We start from the raw sequence: 24,919 nt of genomic DNA, 5'->3' as shown, positions 1-24,919 counted from the left end.
ACCGTCCCCCTACCGGCGCTCGGCGTCGGCAACGGGAGGAGGCGTCATGGAACGTCGTATCCGGGTACGGGTGAGCCGTCGCCCCGCGGCACCGCGGGGGCAGGAGATCGACCGCAGGACGCCGTCGGGGCGCATCCTGCCGTACTGAACCGCCTCAGGCGGCCAGGGGGTTGAGGACGAGAGGGGCGATCTGCCCCTCCAGCATGGCGCCGAGGCCCTGTACGGCGCACACGTCCGGGCGTTCCGCGATGTGCACGGGGACTCCGGTGGCGTCGCGGAGCATCTGGTCGAGACCGGGCAGCAGGGCCGTGCCGCCGACCATCATGATGCCCCGCTCGGCCAGGTCCGCCACCAGGTCGGGCGGGCACTCCCGCAGCACCTTGCCGATGCCGTCGAGCACCGCGAGCAGCGGGGTGTGGATCGCGTCGCGCATCGCGGCGGTGTCCACCCGGACGCTGCGGGCGAGCCCGGTCGCCACGTCACGGCCGTGGATCTCGGTGGACGCGGGCCCCTGCGGGGTCAGCCCGTTGTCGGACAGGGCGATCTGGAGCGGCCGTACGGACTGGCTGGGCAGCAGCAGTTCGTGTTCGTGCCGCAGGTGCTGCACGATCGCCCGGTCCACCGCCTCGCCGCCCACCGGGATGCGCTCGGCGGTGACGATGGAGCCGAGGGAGAGCACCGCCACCTGGGTGGCCGCCGCCCCGCACACCATGATCATGGTCGCCTCGGGCCGCTCCACCGGCAGCCCGCACCCGACGGCGGCGGCGATCAGCGTGTCCACCAGCTCCACGCGCCGCGCGCCGAGCCCGACCAGCGTCTCGATCGTCGCCCGCTGGGCCAGCGGGTCGGCCTCGTGCGGGGTGCAGGCCGCCGCGCGCAGCCGGGGCTTACGGCGCAGCGCGCGCCGCATCTTGTCGCCGATCAGGTGCCGCAGCATCCGCTGGGCCATGTCGATGTCGACGACCGTGCCGCCGGACACCGGCCGTACGACCCGGATATACGAGGGCGTCCGGCCGGTCATCTGCTCCGCGAACTCACCGACCGCGATGAGCGCGCCGGTCCGGGTGTTCACGGCCGCCACCGACGGCTGGTCCACGACGAGCCCCGCGCCCTTCACATACACACGGGTGCGCGCCGCCCCCAGGTCGACGGCGAAGTGGCAGCGGCGCAACTGCTCCAGGCTGACGTTCACGGCGGTTCCTCCCGAGTGCGAGTGCGCAGGCCATGGAGGTCCGCCCCATCCGGCGGGCCCCCACTGGGAATCCTGCGGGGGCGCGGCACCGGGTGCCTTCTGGAGGGGGCCGGGCGGGGTGCCGCCGAACGAGGGGTTTCGCGCGACGCGCCGGGCGGGGTGCAGGACAACGACGCCGCGGGTCGCCATGAACGGGCGTTCAGGAACCCGTCCCCAGCGACCGCTTCATCACCTTCCCCATGTCGTTGCGGGGCAGCGCGGACAGCAGCCGCAGCACCCGGGGCCGCTTGTTCGGGGCCAGCCGCCCGGCCACGTGCGACGCCAACTCCTCAAGGGAGGGCGGCACTTCGGGGTCGGTCGGTACGACCCAGGCGACCACGCGCTCGCCCAGATCCGGGTCCGGCTCCCCCGTCACCGCCGCCTCCCGTACGGAGTCCAGCTCAAGGAGCGCGTTCTCGATCTCGCCCGCCCCGATCTTGTACCCGCCGCTCTTGATCAGGTCGGTGGCCTTGCGCCCGACGATGCGGACGTAACCGTCGGCCTCGCGCACCGCCACGTCACCGGTGCGGAACCAGCCGTCGGCCGTGAACGCGGCGGCCGTCGCGTCGGGCCGGTTCAGATACCCGGTGAACAGGTTCGGGCCGCGCACCTGGATCTCGCCCACGCTCTCCCCGTCGCGCGCGGTGACCTCCGTGCCGTCGTCCTCCACCAGGCGCAGCTCCACCCCGGGCAGCGGCACGCCCACGGTGCCGGGGCGCGCCTCGCCGTCCGCGCGGACACTGGTGTTCATCAGGGTCTCGGTCATGCCGTACCGCTCCAGGACCCGGCGCCCGGTCGCCGCGGCGATCCGCTCGTGGTCGTGCACGGGCAGCGCAGCCGAGCCGGAGACCAGCAGCCGGGCCCCGGCGAGCGCCTTGGCGAGGCCGGGGTCGCCGGGCAGCGCCTCGGCCAGGCGGTGGTACATCGTCGGCACCCCGAACAGCATGGTCGCGCCCGACTCCAGCGCGCGGGCCGCGCCCTCGGGGGCGAACCTGCCCAGGTGCCGGACCTCGCCGCCGCGCCGCAGCGGGCCGAGGACGCCGAGGACGAGTCCGTGCACATGGAAGAGGGGGAGCGCGTGGGTCAGCACGTCGTCCCCGGTCCACTGCCAGGCGTCGGCGAGCGCGTCCAGGGTGGTGGCGAGGGCACGGCGCGGGAGGACGGCGCCCTTGGGTGGTCCGGTGGTGCCGGAGGTGTAGACGACGAGCGCCGGGTCCTCGTCGTCGTAGGTGTCCTCGGGGACGGTGCCGGTGGCGTACGCGTCCACTTCCAGGAGGGGCAAGTCCCCTGCTGAGGCGGGCAGTTCGGCGCCCGGTGCCGCGAGGAGCAGGCTCGGCGCGCTGTCGGCCAGGATGTGCGCCAGCTCCCGCTCCCCCGACTTCGGGTTGAGCGGTACGGCCGCCACCCCGGCGAGCAGCGCGCCGGTCACCGCGACGGCGGTCTCCAGCTCGGGCGTGGCCCACACGGCGACCCGCCCCGCACCCCGCAGCCGCCCGGCGAGAGCGCCGGAGGCGGCGGCGAGTCCGGCGTAGGTCAGCGATCGCGGGCCGAAGCGGAGGGCGGGGCGTTCCGCCGCCGGGGACGACAGGGCCGGGAACAGGGAGGACACGCCACGCACTCCTTCATCGCGGGGTGGGCGCGCCACGGGGACGCGCCACGGGGGACGACCCCACCTTCCTACCCCGGCCGGGCCTCTCAGACCCGCCGGGTCCGCCGCAGCACCCGCACCGCGGGCCAGGACACCAGCGCCGTGAAGCCCCACATCACGATGATCGTGATCAGCCAGTCGGTGAACCCGAACTCCGCGTCGTAGCCGAAGGCCGTGAACAGCAGGGCGACCAGCGCCGAGAGACCGCCGAAGAGGCCGAAGAGGATGAGGACGACGGTCTGGAGCGCGGTGCGCCGGGTCGGCGCGGGGCGTCCCGCGCGTCCGCCGGGGCCGGAAGCCGACGGGGTCGCGGGGCTCTGCGGCCTCGGGACCTGCTGCCTCGGCGGCAGCGAGACGACGGCGGCGCGCGGCACGGCCACGTCGATGCCCGCCATGGTGGCCGCGTCGATGCCGTGGAGCGAGGGCTCGACCTCGACGATCATGCCGTCGGTGCCGATGAGCCGCCGTCCGCCGTCGGGCCAGGCGAGCATCGCGGCGCAATCCGCGTACCGCACCGTCGCCACGCACTCGGGGCCGCTGCCGTGCGGGCCCTTCACGCTGACGCCGTCGGCGCCGACGACCAGCGTCGCCTTACCTTCGCCCAGTTCGGCGAACTTCCGCCCGCTCACGGTGGACGACGAGGTGGTGGGCGCCGCCGTGTATCCGGCCCAGTCCGCCGAGAGGGCGCCCGGCACCTGCATGAGGGCCGTCCCCGCGGCCTCCAGGGCGACCGCGTGCACCTGCTCGGTGGTCACGTCCGCCAGCTCGGCGCTCAGCTCCGCCGGGGTCAGCACCGGGCGGCCCGCGAGCAGGTCCTCGGCGAGCGCGGGCAGCCGGAGCGCGGTCGCGTCGGGCGCGGCGAGCCCCGCCACGTACCGGCCGCGCACCGCGTCCAGCGCGCTCTGCCCGATCCGGCCCGCCTGGCAGGCGGCGAGCACGTCGACGAACCCGCCGAGCACCGCGTCCTGCTTGGCGGGCAGCGCGTCGGCGAAGGCGGTCAGGACCGCGTACCCGTCGCGCCGGGGGAGGTAGTCGGTGGCCGCCGTGTACGAGTAGCCGCCCTCCTGGCGCAGGGCGCGGGTGAGTTCGCGCTCCAGGATGCCCGCGTACAGCCGGGCGGCGGCCGTGTCGGTGACGACGGCGTCGAGCAGCACGCCGCCCTTGCCGTCGGAGAAGTACGCCGGGGTCTCGGGCAGCGCGGAGGTGACGGCGGGCATCGGGCGCCGCTCGCCCTCGGGCAGCCCGAGCGAGAGGCCGTCCGGCATCCGCTCGCCCGCGATCCACAGCACGGCGTTGCCCCGGGTGAACCAGGTCCGCGCCCAGTCGCGTACGGCGTCCGGGCCGAGGTCGCGCACGCCCCACTCGGGATAGCTGGCCAGGCCGTAGCCCTGTGCGCCGTAGCGCCAGAGCGGGAGCTGGGGCGAGGAGCGGCGGGACTCCTCGGTGCGCAGGATCTCCTTCTCGGTCTCCAGGCGTTCCATGGGCAGTTCGCGCAGGGAGGCGGCGACGGTGCTGAGATACGTCGTCACCTCGTGCTCGGCGCCCTCGATGAAGAAGTGCGTGAACGCCGCCTTGGTCTCGCCGTTGAAGTGGTAGTCGCTCACGCCGAGCCGGTGCAGGGCCAGGTGCTCGACCAGGTGGGTCACCCCGGTGCGGGCCAGCGTCTCGTCGGCGACTCCGACGCGGAAGACCAGCCCGGCGCGCAGCGGGCCGGGGGTCTCGGTCGCGGCGAAGAGCGTGGGTATGCCGTCGACCTCGGTGTGGAGGAGGGGGGTCTGGAGGTTCATGTCCGGATCTCTTGGGGCTGGTCGGTCGTCGGGGTGCCGCGGTGTCGCGGTGTCGCGGTTTTCGGGTACCGCTCAGCCCTTGGCCAGGGCGGCGTTGCGGTGCTTGATGTAGGAGTCCGCGGCGTTCACGCCGTCCAGCTCGACCCACGGGTACTCGGAGGCGAGGTTGTTCAGCGAGCGGAAGCAGGCGGCGGCGCGCGGGTGGTCACCGAGCAGGGAGAACATGGCGGCGAAGTAGCCCTGGACGGTGACCCATTGATAGTCGGGCCGGAAGTGCGGGCTGAGCGTGGAGCGTTCGGCGGCCTCGACGAGTTCCGCGCGCACCTCCGGACGGCGCAGATACTCCTGCCGCTCGCGCGCCTTCAGCGAGACCCAGTGCTCCATGTGGACCTCGGCCACCATGCCGCCGCTCAGCGAGCCCTCGGGCGCGTTGGTCATGCACTCGCGTGCGAAGGCGTGCGCCGCCTCCCAACTGCCGCTCCACTTGGGGCACAACTGCTGGAGCAGCCGCGCCTGACCGGTGATGTGGTGCGGGTGGACGGCGGACAGCCGGTCGTAGCGGCGGCGCGCCTCGGACTGCCCCAGTTGCAGCCCCATCGCGGTGGTCAGGCGCTCCGCCCACGCCGCGTCGAACGCCGGGTCGAGCGCGGTCGCCCGGATCAACGCCTGCTCGGCCAACCGCAGATGGGCGTGCAGCCCCTCGAACTGCTTGCGGCTGACGTGCTTCGCGGAGGCCGCGGTGCGTATCTCCCAGCCGATCTTCACCTCGCGGGCGCCGAGCACGGTGAGCGCGAGCACATCGTCCGGCGCGGTGGCGAGGATCTGGCGCATCCACTCCTCGCTCCCGCGCACCTCGGCCAGAACGCTCACCACGAAGCTGCGGTTGGTCCCCTGCGGCAGCCCGTCCACGTACCCGCGCACGGTGGCCCAGTCCCGCACGGCCGCGACCTGCCGCAGCCAGGCGGCTTCGGGGTAGGCCGACACGATGTCGAAGTCGGGGCGCGCCAGCCGGGACGCGAAAGAGGCGGGTGTGTGCTGCATGTGCGGATCGTAAGCGGACGGTACGACAAGCCCGTCGGGCGGGGCACCTGCGACGACGCCCCGTCGGGGTGGGCCCCTCGCGGGTACGGCCGCCCGTCAGCCCGCCCGCTCCGCGCCCGGCACCACGTCCGCGACCACGCAGCCGATGTTGTCGGGACCGCCCGCCGCGTTCGCCGCGCCGATCAACATCTCGACGGCGGCGGCCGGTTCGGGCGCGGCGGCAAGAAGCCGCGCGATCCGCTCGTCCGGTACGACGCCGGTCAGCCCGTCGGAGCACAGCAGATACCGGTCCCCGGCCCGCGCCTCCTGGAGCCGCAGATCGGGCAGGGGCACGGTGGCACCGCCAAGTGCTTTGAGCAGCAGGGTGCGTTGGGGGTGGACGGCGGCCTCCTCGGGGGTGAGCCGTCCCTCGTCCAGCAGGGACTGGACCACGCTGTGGTCGTGGGTGACGCGGAACAGCTCGCCGTCGCGCAGGAGATAGGCGCGCGAGTCGCCGATGTGGACGAGGGCGAGCCGGGAGCCGGTCCACAGCAGCGCGGTCAGGGTGGCACCGGAGTCGGCGCCGTCGATGCCGTCGATGCCGTTTGCGAGGGCCGCTATCGCCTCGCTCGCGCCGCGCACCGCGTCCTCGAGGAGGTTCAGCACGCTGCCCGCATGCGGTTCCTGCGGCTTGTCGAGAAAGCGCAGCGCGTCGACGGCGGCGCCGCTCGCGGGTGCCCCGGCCGGGCCGAACCCGTCGGCCACGGCGAGGAGTCGGCGCCCGGCGTACACGGTGTCCTGGTTGACGGTGCGGACGTGCCCGCGGTCGGCGCGGGCGGCGTAACGGAGTTCCAGCATGTCGGTGTGGTCCCTTCCGGACTCGGCGGTCAACTGGTCCACGAGGAACGCGGCGAGGTCCCGCCGCGCGGCCGTCTCCGCCTCGACGCGGGCCCAGTACGCCCGCACCTCCCGCGCCGCGTCCGCCCCCTCCAGGGCGCTCACCGCGCGTATCCCGGCCAGCGGCATCCCGAGCCTGCGCAGCCACGCCACGAGCCGGGCGCGCTCCAACTGGCTGACGGCGTAGTAGCGGTAGCCGGTGCCGGGGTCCACCCGGGCGGGGCGCAGCAACTCCAGCTCGTCGTACAGCCGGAGCGCCTTGGGCGACAGCCTGCTCGCCCGTGCGAAGGCGCCGATCGTCAGCAGTTCCATGCGAACTCCGCCTCCACGGGCTCGTGTTCCTCGCTTCCCCACCGATGCTGGGGCTTCCCCGAAGGTGAAGGTCAACAAGGCTGTCCCACCTCGCGCGCGGTTGCTAGCCTCGCCGTTGATCGCATCGCCGTACGACAGGACAGCCGCCGTGCCCCGCATCGCCCTCGCCACCTACGACCCCGCCGACGGTCCCGCCCGGGACGCCGATCTGCCTGAGCTGGTGCGGGAGTTGAGGGAAGCGGGCGCCGACGCGGAGAGCCGGTTCTGGGACGCCCCGGACGCGGACTGGGCGTCGTACGACCTCGTCGTCATCCGCTCGACCTGGGACTACGCCTGGCGCACCGCCGAGTTCGCGGACTGGGTGGACCGGGTGGAGGCGGCGACCCGGCTGCTCAACCCGGCCGAGGTGATCCACTGGAACTGCGACAAGCGGTACGTGGGCGATCTCGCGGCGGCGGGCGTCCGTACGGTGCCGACCCGCTACATCGCCCCCGGCTCCCCGGCCGACCTCCCCACCGCGCACGAGTACGTGATCAAGCCCGCCTCCGGTGCGGGCGCCCGTTACGCGGCGCGCTACACCCCGGCCGAACACGACACGGCCGTACGGCACTTGGCGCGGCTCCACGCCGAAGACCTCACCGCGATGGTCCAGCCGTACATGCGTGCCGTGGACACCGGCGGCGAGCGCGCCCTCCAGTTCTTCGGCGGCCGACTGCTCCACGCCAGCCGCAAGGGCGCGGTGCTGACCCCGGGTACGGCGTACGACGCGCCGCGCACCCCGCATCCGGGGCTGGAGCCGTGGCAGCCGAGCGAGGCCGAACTCGCGGTGGCGGAGGCGGCGTTGGCGGCGGTGCCGGGCGGCCCGGACCGGCTCCTCTACGCCCGGGTGGACCTGGTGGACGGCGAGGACGGGCTGCCCGTGCTGATGGAACTGGAGCTGGTGGAACCGAACTTGTTCCTGTTCCTGCACCCGGGCTCTCTGCCGGAGGTGGCGCGGGAGATCATCGCCGCCGCGTCCTGAGGGCGGTCAGTCCCGCAGGGCCGTGCGCTGCAGCAGCCCCCAGGTGAACTCCGCGGCGACCTCGTGCGACGTCCCGTCCCGGTCCGGGGCGGTGAAGACGAGCGCCTGCCGGGTCGGCGCGGTGCTCTGCACGGGCCGCACGGGCGCGAAGGCCCGGGCGACCTCGTCCAGCGTGTACGACCAGCCGGTCAGGTCCTCCAGCGTGCGCGGCAGCGGAACGGCCGCCTCGGGCCGCCGCACCAGCCACTCGGTGAGCACGGCCCCGCCCTCCCCCACCAGCACCTCGAACCGCAGATCCGGCCACAGCGACAGCCCCCACTGCCACGCCTCGCACGCCATCCCGCCCACCTGCCGCGCCTCGACCACCTCGGGCGCCCCCAGCACGACCCGGTAACGCTCCGCCGCCGACCGCCACTTCTTCGACCGCGCCATCGCCTGCCACCGCCGATTGACCTCCCGCATCTCGATCAACGACGCCCCGAGCCGCAACCGCGCGTCCTCCGCCAACTCGGGATGATGATCGGCCATCCGCCGCAACAGCACCAGCTGAAATTCGAGATCCATACCCCCCATGCTGCCGCGCCCGACTCGGGCTTCCGGGCAACTCACCCGAAGGAACGAGCCGCAACAGCTGTCCCTCTCTCAGCACCGCAGCACACCGTCAGCGCCCGTGCTCGCCCCCCAGCTCCTCGATCAGCCCGCGCACGCGTTCCCGTATCTCGTCGCGGATCGGGCGGACGGCCGCCACCCCCTGGCCCGCCGGGTCGGGCAGTTGCCAGTCGAGGTATCGCTTGCCGGGGAAGTAGGGGCAGGTGTCGCCGCAGCCCATGGTGATCACCACGTCGGAGAGCTGGACGGCCTCGGGGGTGAGGATCTTGGGGATCTCGGCGGAGATGTCGATGCCGGTCTCGGCCATGGCCTGGACGACGGCCGGGTTCACGGTGTCGGCGGGGGCGGACCCGGCGGAGCGGACCTCGATGCGGCCCTGGGCCAGGTGGGTGAGGAAAGCGGCGGCCATCTGCGAGCGTCCGGCGTTGTGCACGCAGACGAACAGCACGGAGGGGACGGCGGAGTGGGACACGGGGGTTCCTTCGCGGGGGTCAGGGGCGGGCGACGGCGGAGTCGTGTGCGGTGGTGGGCGACGGGACGGCGGCCCGGGTGGCGGGCGCCGGGCGTCCGAACAGCGCGGCGGCCAGCCCGACTCCGACCGCCGCACCGGCCGACTGGGCGGCGATGAACGGCAGTACGGAGGCGGGCGCGATGCCCGCGAAGGAGTCGGTGAAGGCCCGGCCGACCGTGACGGCGGGGTTGGCGAAGCTGGTGGAGGACGTGAACCAGTACGCCGCGCCGATGTACGAGGCGACCGCGACCGGCGCGATGTGCGCGCGCCCGGTGCGGGTGAGGCCGAGGACCAGCAGGACGAGCCCGGCCGTGGCGACGGCCTCGCTCAGCCACAGGTGCCCGCCCCAGCGCGCGTGCCCGGACCAGCGCACCAGCCGCTCACCGAACATCGCGTTGGCCAGCACCGCACCGGCGATCGCCCCCGCGAGCTGAGCCGTGACGTAGACGGCCACCTGCCGCGGCCCCGAGGACGTGCCCCGGCGCCCGGTCCACCAGTCCGCCAGGGTGACCGCCGGGTTGAAGTGGGCGCCGGAGACGGGCCCGAGCAGGGCGATCAGGACGCCGAGCCCGAACACGGTCGCCAGGGAGTTGGCCAGGAGCTGCACGCCGACGTCCCGGGACAGCGCGGTCGCCTGGATGCCGGAGCCGACCACGACCGCGACGAGCGCCCCCGTCCCGGTGAACTCCGCGGCGGCGCGGCGGGCGAGCGGCACCGCGTCCGTCACCGCGAGCCCCCCGGCGCCTGGAGCAGGGAGGAGAGCCGGGCCAGGGCGGCGGGCCGCACCCAGTAGTAGACCCAGGTACCGCGCCGCTCCGAGCCGACGAGGCCCGCCTCGCGGAGCACCTTCAGATGGTGGGAGATCGTCGGCTGCGACACCTCGAACGGCCCGGTCAGATCGCAGACACACGCCTCGCCGCCCTCGTGCGAGGCGATCAGCGACAGCAGCCGCAGCCGCACCGGGTCCGACAGCGCCTTGAACATCCGCGCCAGGTCGACGGCGGCTTCCTCGCCCAGCGGTTCCCGCACCAGCGGCGAACAGCACACCCCGGTGTCGTCCTGCCCCAGCACGGTGAACTCTGATTTCGACATGCGTCTATGTTGACACCCATCGAATCAGCGAGGCAAGCTCGCCATATCGACATCTGTCGAAACAAGACCTCGGACAGGGAGACCGTCATGTCCCGTGTTCAGCTCGCTCTGCGCGTCGCCGACCTCGAAGGCTCCGTCGCCTTCTACACACGCCTCTTCGGCACCGGACCGGCCAAGCGCCGTCCCGGCTACGCGAACTTCGCCGTCACCGAGCCCCCGCTCAAGCTCGTCCTCATCGAGGGCGAGCCGGGCGAGGACACCCGCCTGGACCACCTCGGCGTCGAGGTCTCCAGCACCGAGGAGGTCGCCGCCGCCACCCGCCGCCTCCAGGACTCCGGCCTCACCACCCTGGAGGAGACCGGCACCTCCTGCTGCTACGCCCTCCAGGACAAGGTCTGGGTCCACGGACCCGGCAAGGAGCCGTGGGAGGTGTACGTCGTGAAGGCGGACGCGGACACGCGGGACAAGAGCGCCGCCGCCCCGGCGGGCGGATGCTGCGCCGCCTGACGAGCCCTCAGCGGCGCTCCGCCACCGCCACCCGCCCCGACCGCAGGGACGTACGGCCCCCGGTCGGGCCGTAGAGGCTCACCGCGAGGGTGAGGAGGGAGTCGTCCGAGGTCATGTGGAGGCCGTATTCGGTGAGCAGGGAGGCCATGTCGTGGGGCTTCCAGAGGGAGCGCCAGGGTTCGCCCGCTGTGACGGCGTTGCCGAGGACGCGGGTCAGGAGGCGGCCCGCCGCCGCTTTGGCCGACGGGGACTGGTAGTTGAGGACGAGGGTGCTGCCGGGGGCCGTTCGGGCGGTGAGGGCGGACAGGGTGGCGCGGACCTGGTCGCGGGTCAGGTAGGGGACGACGCCTTCCCAGAGCCAGACGGTCGGCCGGGCGGGGTCGTGACCGGTGGCGTCCAGCGCGGCGCCGAGGTCGTCGGTGGCGAAGTCGACCGGGGTGAAGCGTACGGAGCGGGCGGTGGCCTCCGGGGCCGCCTCGGCCAGCCGGGCGCGTTTGTCCTGCTGGGAGGCGGGGTGGTCGACCTCCCAGACGTCGGTGTCCGCCAGCTCGGACAGGCGCCAGGCGCGGGTGTCGAGTCCGGCGCCGAGGATCACCAGCTGGCCGGAGACCCGGGCGCGCAGGGCGTCGTCGATCGCGACGGTGCGCGGGACGACCACCTCGGCGCAGGCCCGTACGCTCTCGTACGCCGTGCGGGCGTGCCAGCCCTGCGGCGGCGTCCCCGCGCGCACCTCGTCCACGGGCTCCCGCTCCGCCGCGCGCAGCAGCCGTACCGCCACCGGATCGGCGAAGCGGTCCGTGGCGAACCGGCCGTCCGCCGCCGCCCGGCCCTGGCAGACCAGCACCGCCGTCCGGCTGGCCGCGCGCTCGTTCTCGCTCATGGGCCTGTATTCAACATCAACGGGGGTTTCCCGTGCTGCCGGTGACCCCCGGCGCGGGCTCGGGGGCGGGAGTTCGCGCGGACGGAACGGCCGGGGCCGGGGTTGCGCGGCGGCGGGCGATGCCGACGCCCAGCAGGCACAGCGCGCCACCGGCGATCGCGAGCGGGGAGGGCAGCTCGCCGAGGACGGGCCACGCGAGGACGACGGTGAGCGCGGGTACCACGTACGTGGTCGCGCCCAGGCGGCCCGCGGACATCCGGGACAGGGCGTAGGCCCAGGTCAGAAAGGCGAGGGCGGTGGGCAGCAGGCCGAGATAGACGACGGCGCCGACGGCGGTGGCCGGGGCGTCCGCGAGGTCGTCGACGAGCTGCCCTGTGAAGGGCAGACAGGCGACGGCGCCGACGGCGCAGCCGAACGCGGTGACCTGGAGCGGCGAGGCGTGGCCGAGGGCGGGCTTCTGGAAGATCACGCCGACCGCGTGCCCCGCCGCCGCGGCGAGGCAGAGGAGCACGCCCCACAGGGCGGAGGAGCCGCCGCTGCCGGAGAGTCCGGCGAGCGCGGTCCCGGCGAAGGCGATGCCCAGGCCGATGAGCAGCGGGCGGGGGAAGCCCTCCTTGAGGACGGTACCGGCGAGGAGCGCCACCAGCAGCGGCCCGGTCCCGACGACGAGGGCGGCCGTGCCCGCGTCGGTGTGCCGCTCGCCCCCGTTCAGCGCGACCATATAGAGGCCGAACCAGAAGACACCGGCCCCGGCGATGCCCGGCCAGGCCGCACGCGGCGGCAGGCCCTCGCGGCGGACCGCCAGCAGGATCAGCAGGGCGACGGAGCCGACGAACAGCCGGCCCAGGGCGAGGGCGCCGGGGCGGATGTCCTCGCCCGCGTACCGGATGCCGACGAAGGCCGAGGCCCACAGCACCATGGTGAGCAGAGCGGCGGCGGTCGTCTTCGCGCCGACGGTCGAATCAGCGGACAAGGAATTCCTCCTGTACGGGGCGCCCGCCCGCAGCGCGTGGCGCTTCCGTGCGGTCACGGGATTCACAGAACGGAACGGTGGTTGACGTGGGCGCCCTCGTATAGTTTCCGATCTCGGTATGGCGTAAAGCCGAGGGAGGGAAAACCGTGTCCAGAGCGGACATAACGGAACTGCCTGAGGTGCCGCGATCCGGCACCGTCGCCAACCAGATCTACGAACTCGCCCTGCGCGACGCGTACGTGGACGCCCCGCGCTGCGCCACGACGCTCGGGATCACCGAGGACGAGGCCGCTGCGGCGATCGGGGACCTGGTGGAACTGCGCCTGCTGCACCTGGCGCACGGCTGCGGCCACGCGTACGTCGCCGTGAACCCGCTGACCGCCTCGCTCCAGCTGCTCGCCGTGCACGACGAGGAACTTCGTTCCCGGCAGCACCAGTTGGAGCAGCTGCGGCAGCGGATGCACAGTCTGATGCCGCTGTACCGGGCGCAGTCGGCCCAGGAGCCCGACCCCGGTCCGGTGCAGCGGATCGAGGACGCGGAGGTCGCGCACGGGGTGGTGGCCGGGCTGCTCGCCGACGCCGACCGCGAGGTGCTGTTCGCCCGCTCGCCCGAGGACGCGCTGGGCGACGCCGTCCTGACCGGCCTGGACGCCCGGTCGCGGGCCGACGCCGGGTTGCGGGTCCGGCTGCTGCTGCCGCACGCGGCCCGGTTCGATCCGGCGCTGCGGGAGTACGCCGGGCGGCTCGTCGCCCGTACCGGCCAGGCGCGTACGACCACTGCGGGCGTCGCGTGGCTGGTGATCGTCGACGGGCGCACCGGTGTCGTCCCGCTGGAGCACGGGACGGGGGTCGCGGTGCTCAGAGACCCGGCGGTCGTGTCCGGCTTCCGCAGCGGCTTCGAGGGGCTGTGGTCCGCCGCCGAGCCCTTCGACGGACACTACGATCCGCGGGCCGGTCGGGCGGCCTCCGCCGCGATCGACGCCGCGATCGTCCGGATGCTCGTCAACGGGGCCGAGGACAAGGTCATCGCGCGGACCCTGGGGATCTCCGCGCGCACCTGCCAACGCCGGATCTCCGACCTGATGGAGTCACTGGACGCCCGCACCCGCTTCCAGGCGGGCTATCTGCTGGGGGCTCAGGACCAGGGCGACGAGTCGACCGCCGCGTAGGCACGTCCCGCGACGCCTGGGGCCGACCGGCGGTCCCCGAAGACGAGAAAGGCCCCTCACGAGGGAGGGGCCGCGCCGTGCCGCAGGTGAGAACGTTCCTGCTGCGCGGCCTCGTTGTGGGGCAGGTGGGACTCGAACCCACGGCCGACGGATTATGAGTCCGCTGCTCTAACCGGCTGAGCTACTGCCCCGTCGCGGCGTGTCGCGTACATGTGTGCGCGCCGTCTGCCGCAGCATAGCCGCTCATACGATCTCCTGCTTCGGATGGTCGGCTTCCGCGCTGCTTCCTGACCGTGAGGACTTCGCCCAGGCCAGAGCGGTTCCCACGGACATGAAAAAGGACCCCGAAGGGGGTCCTCGTTCAACGCGCTCCCCCGACTGGACTCGAACCAGTAACCTGCCGGTTAACAGCCGGCTGCTCTGCCAATTGAGCTACAGGGGATCGAAGCTCCCCCGACTGGACTCGAACCAGTAACCTGCCGGTTAACAGCCGGCTGCTCTGCCAATTGAGCTACAGGGGATCGCTTCGTCTGCATCGAACGCACCTACCTGGGTATTCGCCAGGGGGCGGGCGCTCGCTGCGACACATACATTAGCGCAAGCAGGGGGGTGCTCCGCCAATCGGTACCCCTCGGCCCCCACACAGCACGATGAATCTGGGCAGGGACTACGGAAGGAAAGGGTGGCCGCCATGCGCTATCGGCTCACGTTCGTCGCCGGACTGGCCGTCGGCTACGTGCTCGGCACGCGGTCCGGGCACGAGCGGTACGAGCAGATGAAGAAGGCCGCTCGCGGGATCGCGCAGAACCCGGCCGTGCGCAACACCGCCGAGACCGCCGCCCACCAGGGCCGCGTCTACGCCGGCAAGGCGCTGCACACCGTCGGCGAGAAGGTCGGCGAACACGTCCCCGAACCGGTCGCCCAACGCGTCCGCTCCCTCCGCGAACGCAACGGCCACACCCGGACGGAAGACGACTGGGGCACCGGCCCTGAGCCGGGAGCCTGAGCGGACACCCCCTGACCGCCCCGGAGCCCGGGCCCCCAGCGGAGGGGGCCCGGGCCCCCTCATGCGGCGCCCCGCCCGGGAACAGAGCCCGGGCACCCGACACCGACGTGCGCGCCCCCATGGGCTGACGCCCGGCTCGAGCGCGGCGGACCCCCGGGCTCGCGCCCCACCTTGAACGGCTCCACACCCCGGCCCACTGCTCGGCGTCGACTCGCCCAGCCCTTGGGCTGACACCCGGCTCGAGTCCGGCGGACACCCCGGGCGCGCACCTCACCCCCGAACGGCTCCGCACCCCGGCCGCCCGCCCGACACCGACTCGCCCAGCCTTGGGCTGACTGCTGGCTTGAGCACAGCAGGCCCCCGGGCTCGCACCGATCGACTCCGTCCCCGGGCCTGCTGCCCGGCATCGACTCCGGGCCGCCCGGCCCTAGGGCTGAGGCCCGGGTTGAGCACAGCGGCCCCCTGGGCTCACACCTCACCCCCGATCGGCTCCGCACCCCGGGCCCGCTGCCCGGCGCCGACTTGCCCAGCCCCTGGGCTGACACCTGGCTTGAGCACAGCGAGCCCGGGGCTCACGCCCCACCCTCGATCGGCTCCGGACCCCGGCCCACTGCCCGACACCGACTCGCCCAGCCTTGGGCTGACACCTGGCTTGCCAACTTGCCCGGCTCCAGGGCTGACGCCCGGCTCAAGCACAGCGGGCCCCGAGGCTCGCACCTCACCCCGAACCGCTCCGCACCCCGGCCCCTGCCCGGCACCGACTCGCCCAGCCCCTGGGCTGACGCCCGGCCCGAGTGCGGCAGGCCTCGAACTCACGCCCCACCCTCGAACGACTCCACACCCGGGCCCCCTGCCCGACGCCGACTTGCCCAGCCCCTGAGCTGACACCTGGCTTGAGCACAGCGAGCCCCCGGGCTCGCGCCTCACCCCGAACCGCTCCGCACCCCGGGCCCGCTGCCCGGCGCCGACTCGCCCGGCCCCTGGGCTGACACCCGGCTTGAGCGCAGCGGGCCCCCGGACTCGCACCTCACTCCGGCCCCCCTGCCCGACGCCGACTCGCCCAGCCCATGGGCTGACGCCCGGCTCGAGTGCGGCAGGCCCCGGGCTCGCGCCCCGCCCCCGAACGACTCCGCACCCCGGCCCACTGCCCCACATCCCTCGGACCGACACCCCAGCCCGAGCGCCCCAGCCCCCGGAGGGCCCGCCACCTCGTCTCCGGACGGCGGCCCGGAGGCCGACCCGGGCTCGCGCTCCGGCCGCGCCGATCCAGTCCGCCCCGCCCCCTTGCCCGAGACCTCGGACGCCCCCGACCTCACCCCGGCCCCGCTCGCATCCCGCCCCCACCACGAGCACCGCGCCCCCAGCACATCCGCCCAACTCCCGCCCCACGCCCCGCTCCAGACACCCCCCGCCGCACCTCCCGACCCACCTCACCGCACCCCACACCCGCCCCAGGCCACCCCTCGCCCCACCCCCGTCCGCCCCGTACTCCCCCGCCCTGGCCCAAGCAAGCGCCGCGCTACGGCAGAATTCGGGGCATGGGGATAGTCGCCGGGCTGGACAGCTCACCCGCTTTCACTCGCATCGTCGTCTGTGACATGGACACGGGTGCCGTGCTCCGTCAGGGGTACGCGCCGCATCCGATCGAGGTGCCCGAGGGCGGGCGGCGGCCGAGTGACGTGGACCCGCAGGCGTGGCTGCTGTCGCTGGGCGAGGCCGCGGGGGGCGGGCTGCTGGAGGGCGTGCAGGCCATCGGGGTCTCGGCGCAGCAGAACGCGGTGATCCCGCTGGACGCGCAGGGCAACACCGTCCGCCCCGCGATGACCGGCGCCGACAAGCGCGCCCAGGTGGCCGCGGCCGACCTGCTGGACGCGCTCGGCGGCCGGGAGGCGTGGGCGCAGGCCGTCGGATGCGTCCCGCAGGCCGCCCAGCCGGTGACCAAGCTGCGCTGGCTGGCCAAGAGCGAGCCGGAGAACGCCCGCCGTACCGCCCTGCTGCTCCAGGCGCACGACTGGCTGGTCTGGCAGCTCCTGGGCCGCCCGGTGCGCCGTACGACCGACCGGGGCGGCGCCTCGGGCACCGGATACTGGTCCGCCGCGACCGGCGGCTACCGACCCGACCTGGTCGAGCTGGCCCTCGGCCACCAGGTGGCGCTGCCGGAGGTGCTGGGTCCGGCCGAGGCGGCCGGGACGACCCCGGAGGGCCTGCTGATCTCCGCCGGGACCGGCGAGACCATGGCCGCCGCCTTCGGCCTCGGCATCGGCCTGGGCGACGCCGTCGTCTCGCTCGGTGCGTCCGGGTCCGTGATGGCCGTGCACCCGGGGGCGCTGGCGGACCAGTCCGGGATGATCACCTCCCTGGCCGACGCCACCGGCATGCACCTGCCGGTCGTCACCACCCTGAACGCCGTACGGGCCCTGCGCGGCACCGCCGAACTGCTCGGCCTGCCCGACCTGGAGAGCCTGTCCGAGCTGGCGATGAAGTCCACGCCCGGCTCGCACGGGCTGGTGATGCTCCCGTACCTGGAGGGCGAGCGCACCCCGAACCTCCCCCACACCGCGGGCACCCTGGCCGGGCTCCGGCGCGAGTCCATGAAGCCGGAGCACCTGGCACGGGCCTCCTTCGAGGGCATGCTCTGCGGCCTCGCGGACGCGCTGGACGTACTGCGCGGCCGGGGCGTGGAGGTACGGCGGATCTTCCTGCTGGGGCAGGCCGCCGAGCTGCCCGCCGTGCAGGCGGTGGCGCCCGCGCTGTTCGGCGCCCAGGTGGTCGTACCGCAGCCCGCCGACTACGCCGCGATCGGCGCCGCCCGCCAGGCCGCGTGGGCGCTCGGCGCGGCCCAGGGCACGCTCGACCCGCGCACCCCGCCCGCCTGGCAGGGCGCCGCCGCGCAGGTGCTGGAGCCGGGCGACGACCTGGCCGTGGGCCAGGCGGTGCGCCAGCAGTACACGTCGGTACGGGAGCAGACCCACCCGGGAGCGTTCCGGTAGGCCCACCGACGAGGAGGCCCACCGACACGTAGGCCCGCTGACGAGGAGTCGTGAAACTCACCCCCGCGCAGGCGTTTCCGCCCACAGCTCAAACGGGCAGCCTGACGGGTTAATTCGGTTGAGGTAACGCGGGTGGAGTGTCCGACGATAGGGCCAGGGGCAGGCACCCCCGCCCCACCGCCGACTCCGAGAGACCAGCGTGCTCATACGACTTCTGCGGACCTATCTCAGGCCCTACAAGAAACCCATCACCCTCCTGGTGGCGCTCCAGTTCCTCCAGACCTGCGCCACGCTCTATCTGCCCACCCTCAACGCGCACATCATCGACAACGGTGTCGTGAAGGGCGACACGGGCTACATCCTGTCCTTCGGCGCCCTCATGATCGGCATCTCGCTGGTCCAGGTCGTGTGCAACATCGGCGCCGTGTACTTCGGCGCCCGTACCGCCTCGGCGCTGGGCCGGGACGTGCGCGGCGCGGTCTTCGACCGGGTGCAGTCCTTCTCCTCGCGTGAGCTGGGTCACTTCGGGGCGCCCTCGCTCATCACCCGTACGACGAACGACGTGCAGCAGGTCCAGATGCTGGTCCTGATGACGTTCACCCTGATGGTCTCGGCGCCCATCATGTGTGTCGGCGGGATCGTGCTCGCGCTCGGCCTGGACGTGCCGCTGTCGGCGGTGCTCGTGGCCGTCGTCCCGGTGCTGGCCATCAGCGTGGCGCTGATCGTGCGCCGCCTGCGCCCGCTGTTCCGCTCGATGCAGACCCGTCTGGACACGGTGAACCGGGTGCTGCGCGAGCAGATCAGCGGCAACCGCGTGATCCGCGCCTTCGTCCGCGACGACTACGAGCGCGAGCGGTTCGGCAGGGCGAACTCCGAGCTGACCGACATGCAGCTGGCCACCGGCCGGATGCTGGCGCTGATGTTCCCGATCGTGATGACCGTGGTGAACGTGTCGTCCATCGCGGTGGTCTGGTTCGGCGCCCACCGCATCGACAGCGGCGAGATGCAGATCGGTGACCTGACGGCGTTCCTCGCCTATCTGATGCAGATCGTCATGTCCGTGATGATGGCCACCTTCATGTTCATGATGGTGCCGCGCGCCGAGGTGTGTGCCGAGCGCATCGAGGAGGTGCTGGGCACCGAGTCCAGCGTCGTCCCGCCGCTCGCGCCGGTGACCGAGCTGCGCGGACACGGGCATCTGGAGATCCGGGGCGCGGGCTTCCGCTATCCGGGTGCCGAGGAGCCGGTGCTGCGCTCCATCGACCTGGTGGCCCGCCCGGGCGAGACGACGGCCGTGATCGGCTCGACCGGCAGCGGCAAGTCCACCCTGCTCGGCCTGGTCCCGCGCCTGTTCGACGCCACCGAGGGCCAGGTGCTGGTGGACGGCGTGGACGTGCGCGAGGCCGAGCCGGCGCTGCTCGCGCGCACGGTCGGCCTGGTGCCGCAGAAGCCGTACCTGTTCGCGGGCACGGTCGCCACCAACCTGCGCTACGGCAATCCGGACGCGACCGACGAGGAGCTGTGGCACGCGCTTGAGGTGGCGCAGGCCAAGGACTTCGTCGCCGAGCTGGAGGGCGGTCTGAACGCCCCGATCGCGCAGGGCGGCACCAACGTCTCGGGCGGTCAGCGCCAGCGGCTGGCCATCGCGCGCACCCTGGTGCAGCGCCCGGAGATCTACCTCTTCGACGACTCCTTCTCCGCGCTCGACTACGCGACGGACGCGGCGCTGCGTGCCGCGCTGACGGAGGAGACCTCGGAGGCGACCGTCGTGATCGTCGCCCAGCGGGTGGCGACCATCCGGGACGCCGACCGGATCATCGTCCTGGACGAGGGCCGGGTGGTCGGCTCGGGCCGCCACCACGAACTCATGGCGGGCAACGAGACCTACCGGGAGATCGTGCTCTCCCAGCTCACGGAAGCGGAGGCTGCCTGATGGCCGGGCCCATGGGACGCATGATGGCCGGGGGCGGCCCGGACCAGCGCTCGATGGACTTCAAGGGGTCGGGCAAACGGCTGCTGGCCCGGTTCCGCCCCGAGCGGGGCACCATCTACACCCTGCTGGCCTGCGTGGTCGGCAGCGTGGCGCTGAGCGTGATCGGTCCGAAGATCCTCGGCAAGGCCACCGACCTGGTGTTCGCCGGGATCATCGGCCGCCAGATGCCGGCCGGGGCCACCAAGGACCAGGTCCTGAGCAACCTGCGCGCGCAGGGCAAGGGCGCCGTCGCGGACATGCTGCGCAGCACCGACTTCACCCCGGGCCAGGGGATCGACTTCGGCGCGGTGGGGAATGTCCTGCTGCTCGCCCTGGTCACCTTCCTGGTCGCCGGTCTGCTGATGGCGGTGGCGACGCGGCTGGTCAACCGGAGCGTGAACCGCACGATGCTGCGGATGCGCGCCGATGTGCAGGACAAGCTGTCGCGGCTGCCGCTGTCGTACTTCGACCAGCGCCAGCGCGGCGAGGTACTTTCCCGCGCCACGAACGACATCGACAACATCGGCCAGACGCTCCAGCAGTCGATGGGCCAGCTGATCAACTCGGTGCTGACCATCGTGGGCGTGCTCGCGATGATGTTCTACGTCTCCTGGATCCTCGCGCTGGTCGCCCTGGTGACCGTGCCGCTGTCCTTCCTGGTGGCCACCCGGGTCGGCAAGCGCTCGCAGCCGCACTTCGTGCAGCAGTGGCGGACCACCGGCGCGCTGAACGCGCACATCGAGGAGATGTACACCGGGCACACCCTGGTGAAGGTGTTCGGCCGCCAGGAGGAGTCGGCGAAGCAGTTCGCCGAGCAGAACGAGCAGCTGTACGAGGCCGGGTTCAAGGCGCAGTTCAACAGCGGGGTCATGCAGCCGCTGATGATGTTCGTCTCGAACCTCAACTACGTGCTGGTGGCCGTGGTCGGCGGTCTGCGGGTCGCCTCCGGCTCGCTGTCCATCGGTGACGTGCAGGCGTTCATCCAGTACTCGCGGCAGTTCTCGATGCCGCTGACCCAGGTCGCGTCGATGGCGAACCTGGTGCAGTCCGGCGTCGCCTCGGCCGAGCGGGTCTTCGAGCTGCTGGACGCCGAGGAGCAGGGCGCCGACCCGCAGCCGGGCGTGCGCCCCGACGAGCTGCGCGGCCGGGTCCGCCTGGAGAACGTCTCCTTCCGCTACGACCCCGACAAGCCGCTGATCGAGGACCTTTCCCTGAAGGTCGAGCCCGGCCAGACGGTCGCCATCGTCGGCCCGACCGGCGCGGGCAAGACCACGCTGGTCAACCTGCTCATGCGGTTCTACGAGGTCTCCGGCGGGCGCATCACCCTCGACGGCGTCGACGTCCGCGACATGACCCGCGACGAACTCCGCTCGAACATCGGCATGGTGCTCCAGGACACCTGGCTGTTCGGCGGCACGATCGCGGAGAACATCGCGTACGGGTCCTCTCGCGAGGTCACGCGGGGTGAGATCGAGGAGGCGGCGCGGGCTGCCCACGCCGACCGGTTCATCCGCACCCTCCCCGACGGGTACGACACGGTCATCGACGACGAGGGTACGGGCGTCAGCGCGGGTGAGAAGCAGCTCATCACCATCGCGCGGGCGTTCCTCTCCGAGCCGGTGATCCTCGTCCTTGACGAGGCGACCAGCTCCGTCGACACCCGCACCGAGGTGCTGATCCAGAAGGCGATGGCCAAACTCGCCGACGGCCGCACGTCGTTCGTCATCGCCCACCGTCTCTCCACGATCCGCGACGCGGACACGATCCTGGTGATGGAGAACGGTTCCATCGTGGAACAGGGCGCGCACGCGGACCTGTTGGCCGCGGACGGTGCGTATGCCCGCCTGTACAAGGCCCAGTTCGCTCAGGCGGTAGCCGAGGTGGACTGACCGCCTTGGGCTGAGGTACGGGTGGGTGCACTCCCCGCGTTGGCGGGTGCCGCTGCGCCCACCCGTGCCGCCCCAGCGGCACGACTGCCCGCAGCGGGGGGTGGGGGTCGTCTTTTGGCTTTTGGCTTTTGTCTTTTAGGGGCGCGGGGAACTGCGCGATCAGCCACAACCGGCCCGCACCCGGCATCAGTCCAGATAACCCCGAAGCTGATCCGCGTATGTATGGTCCCGCAGCTTGCCCAGGGTCTTCGACTCGATCTGCCGAATCCGCTCCCGAGTGACCCCGAACAACCTGCCGATCTCCTCCAACGTACGGGGCCGCCCATCAGCCAACCCGTACCGCAGCTGAACTACCTTCCGCTCACGTTCCCCAAGAGTGGAAAGCACCGCATCCAAATGCTGCCGTAGAAGAAGAAACGCCGCCGACTCCACAGGACTGGCAGCATCCCCGTCCTCGATGAGATCCCCGAGGGCGACCTCATCCTCCTCCCCCACAGGCGCGTGCAACGACACCGGTTCCTGAGCCAGCCGCAGCACCTCACGCACCCGCTCCGGAGGAAGCTCAAGATGCGCCGCGACTTCCTCGGGCGTCGGCTCGTACCCCCGCTCCTGAAGCATCCGCCGCTGCACCCGGACAACCCGGTTGATCAACTCGACCACATGCACAGGCACCCGGATCGTCCGAGCCTGATCAGCCAGCGCACGCGACATCGCCTGGCGGATCCACCACGTGGCGTACGTGGAGAACTTGTAGCCCCGCGCGTAGTCGAACTTCTCCACCGCGCGGATGAGCCCGAGGTTGCCCTCCTGGACGAGGTCGAGCATGGTCAGCCCGCGCCCGACGTACCGCTTGGCGACGGAGACGACGAGCCGCAGGTTGGCCTCGATGAGGCGGCGCTTGGCGATGCGGCCGAGGACGACGAGCCGGTCGAGATCACCGGCGAGGTGACTGTCGAGGTCGGGGGTGCCGCTCAGTTTCTCCTCGGCGAAGAGCCCGGCCTCGACGCGGCGGGCGAGTTCGACCTCCTCCGCGGCGGTGAGCAGCGGGATGCGGCCGATCTCGCGCAGGTACTGCCGGAACAGGTCGGCGGAGGGCCCGCCGGTCTCGGACCGGACGGCGGCGCGCGTCGCGGCGGGCTCGCGTTCGGGTTCGGGTTCGTCGCCGCTCAGGGCATCCGCCGGGGGTTCGGCGGGCTCATGCGTCTCCTCGGGTTCCGCCTCCCGGCGGGGGCCGCCCTGCGAGGGCACGGCCATGAGCACGTCCGTCTCCGCGTCGGGCTCGTCACCGGGGGGTGTGACGGCTCCTGCGGTCTTGGTGAGGGTGTGGGTCCGCACGGGGGCGACCTCCAGGATGAGTCGCGGCCTGCGCTCCGGGGGGCTGGGGCACCGCACCCAGTGTGGGGTACGACACATCCCCGCCACGAGGGGCGTGCGGTGACTTTTTGCGTCCGGCCCGTGACCGCGTGGTGATCCTGGGGCCCGCGAGGGCTAGAGCGCGTCCGCTCCGTGCGCGCGCAATGCCTGGTCGTACTGCTGGAGGACCCACAATTCGTTCTGTACGGAGGCCAGTTGGGCGGGGTCGCCGCCGGTGGCGAGACGGGTCAGCTGGGACTGGACGTCCTGGATGCGGCGCTCGACCGCGCGGCGGCGGACGACGACGAGGACCGTGCCCGCGTAGATCTCGTCCACCGTGCGGCGCAGGATCGGCTCGACGGCCAGCTCGGTGACCATGGCGCGCACGGTGTCGTCGGGCGCGGCCTCGCGGACCCCGACCAGATACTCCTGCGGGTCGGCCACGCCGTACTCGGCGCCGCCCGTCTCCGCGATGGCCTGGCGCACGGCGGCGTAGGGCGCGGCGGTGAACTCGTCGATGCCGTAGGCGTCGAAGGCCGGGGAGACCAACTCGGGCCGCTGGAGGGCGAGTTTGAGCAGTTCGCGTTCGGCGGCGAAGACCGGGTTGCGCAGGGTGAGCGCGGGTCCTGAACTCACCCGGGGGGTCGTCTCCCACTGCTGCCGGTCGGCGCGGTTCTGCTGCTGCGGCGGGGCACCCTTGCCGCCGCGATCCCTTGCCCAGCGGGCGAGTTGGGCGACGCGCTTGACGACGAACTGGGTGTCGAGGATGCCGAGCATGCCCGCGAGGTCGACGGCGACCTCGTGCTGGGCGCCGCTGTTCTTGATGCGGGCGACGACCGGTGCGGCCTCGTCCAGCGCGGCGGCGCGGCCCGCCGGGGTGTCGAGGTCGTAGCGCGCGACGATCTGGCGGAGCGCGAACTCGAAGAGCGGGGTGCGGGGTTCGGTGAGGTCGACGACGGCCTCGTCGCCCTTGGCGAGGCGGAGTTCGCAGGGGTCCATGCCGTCGGGGGCGATGGCGATGTAGGTCTCGGCGGCGAACTTCTGGTCGTCCTCGAAGGCGCGCAGCGCGGCCTTCTGTCCGGCCGCGTCGCCGTCGAAGGTGAAGATCACGCGGGCCGAGCCGTTGTCCATGAGCAGGCGGCGCAGGATCTTGATGTGGTCGCCGCCGAAGGCGGTGCCGCAGGTCGCGATGGCCGTCGTCACCCCGGCGAGGTGGCAGGCCATGACGTCGGTGTAGCCCTCGACGACGACGGCCCGGCTGGACTTGGCGATCTGCTGCTTGGCCAGGTCGATGCCGTAGAGGACCTGGGACTTCCGGTAGATCGCGGTGTCGGGGGTGTTGAGGTACTTGGGCCCGTTGTCCGCCTCGTAGAGCTTGCGGGCGCCGAAGCCGACGACCTCGCCGCCGATGTCCCGGATGGGCCACATCAGGCGGCCCCGGAAGCGGTCGATGGGGCCGCGGCGGCCGTCCTGGGCGAGCCCGGAGAGGATCAGTTCCTTGTCGCTGAAGCCCTTGCCGCGCAGATAGCGGGTGAGGTGGTCCCAGCCCTGGGGGCTGTAGCCGACGCCGAAGTGGACGGCGGCGGCCTGGTCGAAGCCGCGCTCGGCGAGGAAGATCCGGCCGGTCTCGGCCTCGGGGCTGGTGGCGAGCTGTTCCGCGTACCACTGGGCGGCGATCTTGTGCGCCTCGACCAGGCGGATGCGCTCGCCGCGCTGGTGGGCGGGGTTGTACCCGCCCTCCTCGTAGCGCAGCGTGATCCCGGCCTGGCCCGCCAGCCGCTCGACCGCCTCGGAGAAGGAGAGGTGGTCCACCTTCATGACGAAGGTGATCGTGTCGCCGCCCTCCTGGCAGCCGAAGCAGTGGAAGAGCCCCTTGCTCGGGCTGACCTGGAAGGACGGGGACTTCTCGTCGTGGAAGGGGCAGAGGCCCTTGAGGTTGCCGCCGCCCGCGTTCCGCAGCTGGAGGTACTCGGAGACCACGGCGTCGATCGGGACCGCGTCCCGTACCGCCTTCACGTCCTCGTCGTTGATCCGTCCTGCCACGGATGAATT

General features: G+C 72.7%; 20 protein-coding genes and 3 tRNA genes. 7 read left to right on the top strand and 16 right to left on the bottom strand.

Going from position 1 to position 24,919, the window contains the following annotated elements; all coding sequences use genetic code 11:
* Nucleotides 1-154: 154 nt before the first annotated feature.
* The 5 genes from B079_RS0108195 to B079_RS0108175 form a co-directional block, all read right to left on the bottom strand.
* Nucleotides 155-1,192, bottom strand: a complete 1,038-nt coding sequence (locus B079_RS0108195) for a rod shape-determining protein (protein ID WP_018545295.1) — start codon at nucleotides 1,190-1,192, stop codon at nucleotides 155-157.
* Between the two features lie 199 nt (nucleotides 1,193-1,391).
* Nucleotides 1,392-2,840, bottom strand: a complete 1,449-nt coding sequence (locus B079_RS0108190; protein ID WP_018545294.1) for an acyl-CoA synthetase — start codon at nucleotides 2,838-2,840, stop codon at nucleotides 1,392-1,394.
* 86 nt (nucleotides 2,841-2,926) lie between these two features.
* Nucleotides 2,927-4,666: an insulinase family protein gene (locus B079_RS0108185; protein WP_018545293.1), complete on the bottom strand. Its 1,740-nt coding sequence runs from the start codon at nucleotides 4,664-4,666 to the stop codon at nucleotides 2,927-2,929.
* 72 nt (nucleotides 4,667-4,738) lie between these two features.
* On the bottom strand, nucleotides 4,739-5,707 hold the full coding sequence (locus tag B079_RS0108180) for a hypothetical protein (RefSeq protein ID WP_018545292.1): 969 nt from the start codon (nucleotides 5,705-5,707) through the stop codon (nucleotides 4,739-4,741).
* A 96-nt stretch (nucleotides 5,708-5,803) separates the two neighbouring features.
* Nucleotides 5,804-6,895: a MerR family transcriptional regulator gene (locus B079_RS0108175; RefSeq protein WP_018545291.1), complete on the bottom strand. Its 1,092-nt coding sequence runs from the start codon at nucleotides 6,893-6,895 to the stop codon at nucleotides 5,804-5,806.
* Between the two features lie 148 nt (nucleotides 6,896-7,043).
* Between B079_RS0108175 and B079_RS0108170 the strand changes: the two genes are divergently transcribed.
* Nucleotides 7,044-7,916: an ATP-grasp domain-containing protein gene (locus B079_RS0108170; protein ID WP_018545290.1), complete on the top strand. Its 873-nt coding sequence runs from the start codon at nucleotides 7,044-7,046 to the stop codon at nucleotides 7,914-7,916.
* 6 nt (nucleotides 7,917-7,922) lie between these two features.
* Here the strand turns inward: B079_RS0108170 and B079_RS0108165 are convergent, their stop codons facing one another.
* The 4 genes from B079_RS0108165 to B079_RS0108150 all read right to left on the bottom strand — a co-directional run bounded on the left by B079_RS0108165 (nucleotide 7,923) and on the right by B079_RS0108150 (nucleotide 10,128).
* Entirely contained in the window at nucleotides 7,923-8,480 is a 558-nt protein-coding gene (locus B079_RS0108165) for a hypothetical protein (protein ID WP_018545289.1), read from the bottom strand.
* A 97-nt stretch (nucleotides 8,481-8,577) separates the two neighbouring features.
* Nucleotides 8,578-8,997 carry an arsenate reductase ArsC gene (locus tag B079_RS0108160; RefSeq protein WP_018545288.1) on the bottom strand — a complete coding sequence of 140 codons (420 nt, stop codon included), beginning with the start codon at nucleotides 8,995-8,997 and terminating at the stop codon, nucleotides 8,578-8,580.
* A 19-nt stretch (nucleotides 8,998-9,016) separates the two neighbouring features.
* Entirely contained in the window at nucleotides 9,017-9,763 is a 747-nt protein-coding gene (locus B079_RS31535; protein WP_051095016.1) for an aquaporin, read from the bottom strand.
* The gene (locus tag B079_RS0108150; RefSeq protein ID WP_018545286.1) at nucleotides 9,760-10,128 is read right to left on the bottom strand and encodes an ArsR/SmtB family transcription factor; all 369 of its coding nucleotides are present in this window, start codon (nucleotides 10,126-10,128) and stop codon (nucleotides 9,760-9,762) included. Before B079_RS0108150 ends, B079_RS31535 begins: the two co-directional genes overlap by 4 nt.
* A gap of 87 nt (nucleotides 10,129-10,215) precedes the next feature.
* On the opposite strand from B079_RS0108150, the gene B079_RS0108145 reads away from it, so the two are divergent.
* Complete coding sequence (locus B079_RS0108145) at nucleotides 10,216-10,635, top strand: ArsI/CadI family heavy metal resistance metalloenzyme (protein ID WP_018545285.1); 420 nt, start codon at nucleotides 10,216-10,218, stop codon at nucleotides 10,633-10,635.
* 7 nt (nucleotides 10,636-10,642) lie between these two features.
* Here the strand turns inward: B079_RS0108145 and B079_RS0108140 are convergent, their stop codons facing one another.
* Complete coding sequence (locus B079_RS0108140) at nucleotides 10,643-11,515, bottom strand: class I SAM-dependent methyltransferase (RefSeq protein WP_018545284.1); 873 nt, start codon at nucleotides 11,513-11,515, stop codon at nucleotides 10,643-10,645.
* A 16-nt stretch (nucleotides 11,516-11,531) separates the two neighbouring features.
* Nucleotides 11,532-12,488 carry a DMT family transporter gene (locus tag B079_RS0108135; protein WP_018545283.1) on the bottom strand — a complete coding sequence of 319 codons (957 nt, stop codon included), beginning with the start codon at nucleotides 12,486-12,488 and terminating at the stop codon, nucleotides 11,532-11,534.
* Nucleotides 12,489-12,634: 146 nt separating this feature from the next.
* Here B079_RS0108135 and B079_RS0108130 point away from each other — a divergent pair, with 146 nt between their 5' ends.
* Nucleotides 12,635-13,657, top strand: a complete 1,023-nt coding sequence (locus B079_RS0108130; RefSeq protein ID WP_234016766.1) for a LuxR family transcriptional regulator — start codon at nucleotides 12,635-12,637, stop codon at nucleotides 13,655-13,657.
* 117 nt (nucleotides 13,658-13,774) lie between these two features.
* Here B079_RS0108130 and B079_RS0108125 read toward each other — a convergent pair.
* The 3 genes from B079_RS0108125 to B079_RS0108115 all read right to left on the bottom strand — a co-directional run bounded on the left by B079_RS0108125 (nucleotide 13,775) and on the right by B079_RS0108115 (nucleotide 14,178).
* Nucleotides 13,775-13,848 (bottom strand) — tRNA-Ile (locus tag B079_RS0108125).
* A 178-nt stretch (nucleotides 13,849-14,026) separates the two neighbouring features.
* Nucleotides 14,027-14,099, bottom strand: a tRNA-Asn gene (locus B079_RS0108120).
* A 6-nt stretch (nucleotides 14,100-14,105) separates the two neighbouring features.
* Nucleotides 14,106-14,178, bottom strand: a tRNA-Asn gene (locus B079_RS0108115).
* A gap of 170 nt (nucleotides 14,179-14,348) precedes the next feature.
* Between B079_RS0108115 and B079_RS0108110 the strand changes: the two genes are divergently transcribed.
* From B079_RS0108110 to B079_RS0108095, 4 genes are all read left to right on the top strand, one after another.
* Entirely contained in the window at nucleotides 14,349-14,663 is a 315-nt protein-coding gene (locus B079_RS0108110; RefSeq protein WP_026248470.1) for a hypothetical protein, read from the top strand.
* 1,538 nt (nucleotides 14,664-16,201) lie between these two features.
* Nucleotides 16,202-17,653, top strand: coding sequence for a xylulokinase (locus B079_RS0108105; RefSeq protein WP_026248469.1), 1,452 nt, complete (start codon nucleotides 16,202-16,204; stop codon nucleotides 17,651-17,653).
* Nucleotides 17,654-17,852: 199 nt separating this feature from the next.
* Nucleotides 17,853-19,586 carry an ABC transporter ATP-binding protein gene (locus B079_RS0108100; protein ID WP_018545279.1) on the top strand — a complete coding sequence of 578 codons (1,734 nt, stop codon included), beginning with the start codon at nucleotides 17,853-17,855 and terminating at the stop codon, nucleotides 19,584-19,586.
* Entirely contained in the window at nucleotides 19,586-21,514 is a 1,929-nt protein-coding gene (locus B079_RS0108095; protein ID WP_018545278.1) for an ABC transporter ATP-binding protein, read from the top strand. The genes B079_RS0108100 and B079_RS0108095 overlap by 1 nt, the downstream gene beginning before the upstream one ends.
* Before the next feature lie 186 nt (nucleotides 21,515-21,700).
* Here the strand turns inward: B079_RS0108095 and B079_RS0108090 are convergent, their stop codons facing one another.
* Nucleotides 21,701-22,927 (bottom strand): RNA polymerase sigma factor, encoded by a 1,227-nt coding sequence (locus B079_RS0108090; RefSeq protein WP_078495909.1) that lies wholly within the window; start codon nucleotides 22,925-22,927, stop codon nucleotides 21,701-21,703.
* A 75-nt stretch (nucleotides 22,928-23,002) separates the two neighbouring features.
* The gene (gene dnaG, locus B079_RS0108085; protein WP_018545276.1) at nucleotides 23,003-24,910 is read right to left on the bottom strand and encodes a DNA primase; all 1,908 of its coding nucleotides are present in this window, start codon (nucleotides 24,908-24,910) and stop codon (nucleotides 23,003-23,005) included.
* Nucleotides 24,911-24,919 lie beyond the last annotated feature (9 nt).

It is taken from the genome of Streptomyces sp. LaPpAH-108 (genome assembly GCF_000373625.1).
Classification (GTDB): domain Bacteria; phylum Actinomycetota; class Actinomycetes; order Streptomycetales; family Streptomycetaceae; genus Streptomyces.
Note: the sequence above shows the minus strand (reverse complement) of the source record. Positions and strands in the feature narration are given on the sequence as shown.

Coding starts and splice junctions, on each gene's coding strand:
- B079_RS0108185 (WP_018545293.1), bottom strand. CDS start 4,666: ATGAACCTCCAGACCCCCCTCCTCCACACCGAGGTCGACGGCATACCC.
- B079_RS0108150 (WP_018545286.1), bottom strand. CDS start 10,128: ATGTCGAAATCAGAGTTCACCGTGCTGGGGCAGGACGACACCGGGGTG.
- B079_RS0108095 (WP_018545278.1), top strand. CDS start 19,586: ATGGCCGGGCCCATGGGACGCATGATGGCCGGGGGCGGCCCGGACCAG.
- B079_RS0108105 (WP_026248469.1), top strand. CDS start 16,202: ATGGGGATAGTCGCCGGGCTGGACAGCTCACCCGCTTTCACTCGCATC.
- B079_RS0108110 (WP_026248470.1), top strand. CDS start 14,349: ATGCGCTATCGGCTCACGTTCGTCGCCGGACTGGCCGTCGGCTACGTG.
- B079_RS0108180 (WP_018545292.1), bottom strand. CDS start 5,707: ATGCAGCACACACCCGCCTCTTTCGCGTCCCGGCTGGCGCGCCCCGAC.
- B079_RS0108165 (WP_018545289.1), bottom strand. CDS start 8,480: ATGGATCTCGAATTTCAGCTGGTGCTGTTGCGGCGGATGGCCGATCAT.
- B079_RS0108145 (WP_018545285.1), top strand. CDS start 10,216: ATGTCCCGTGTTCAGCTCGCTCTGCGCGTCGCCGACCTCGAAGGCTCC.
- B079_RS0108175 (WP_018545291.1), bottom strand. CDS start 6,895: ATGGAACTGCTGACGATCGGCGCCTTCGCACGGGCGAGCAGGCTGTCG.
- B079_RS0108090 (WP_078495909.1), bottom strand. CDS start 22,927: ATGTGTCGTACCCCACACTGGGTGCGGTGCCCCAGCCCCCCGGAGCGC.
- B079_RS0108140 (WP_018545284.1), bottom strand. CDS start 11,515: ATGAGCGAGAACGAGCGCGCGGCCAGCCGGACGGCGGTGCTGGTCTGC.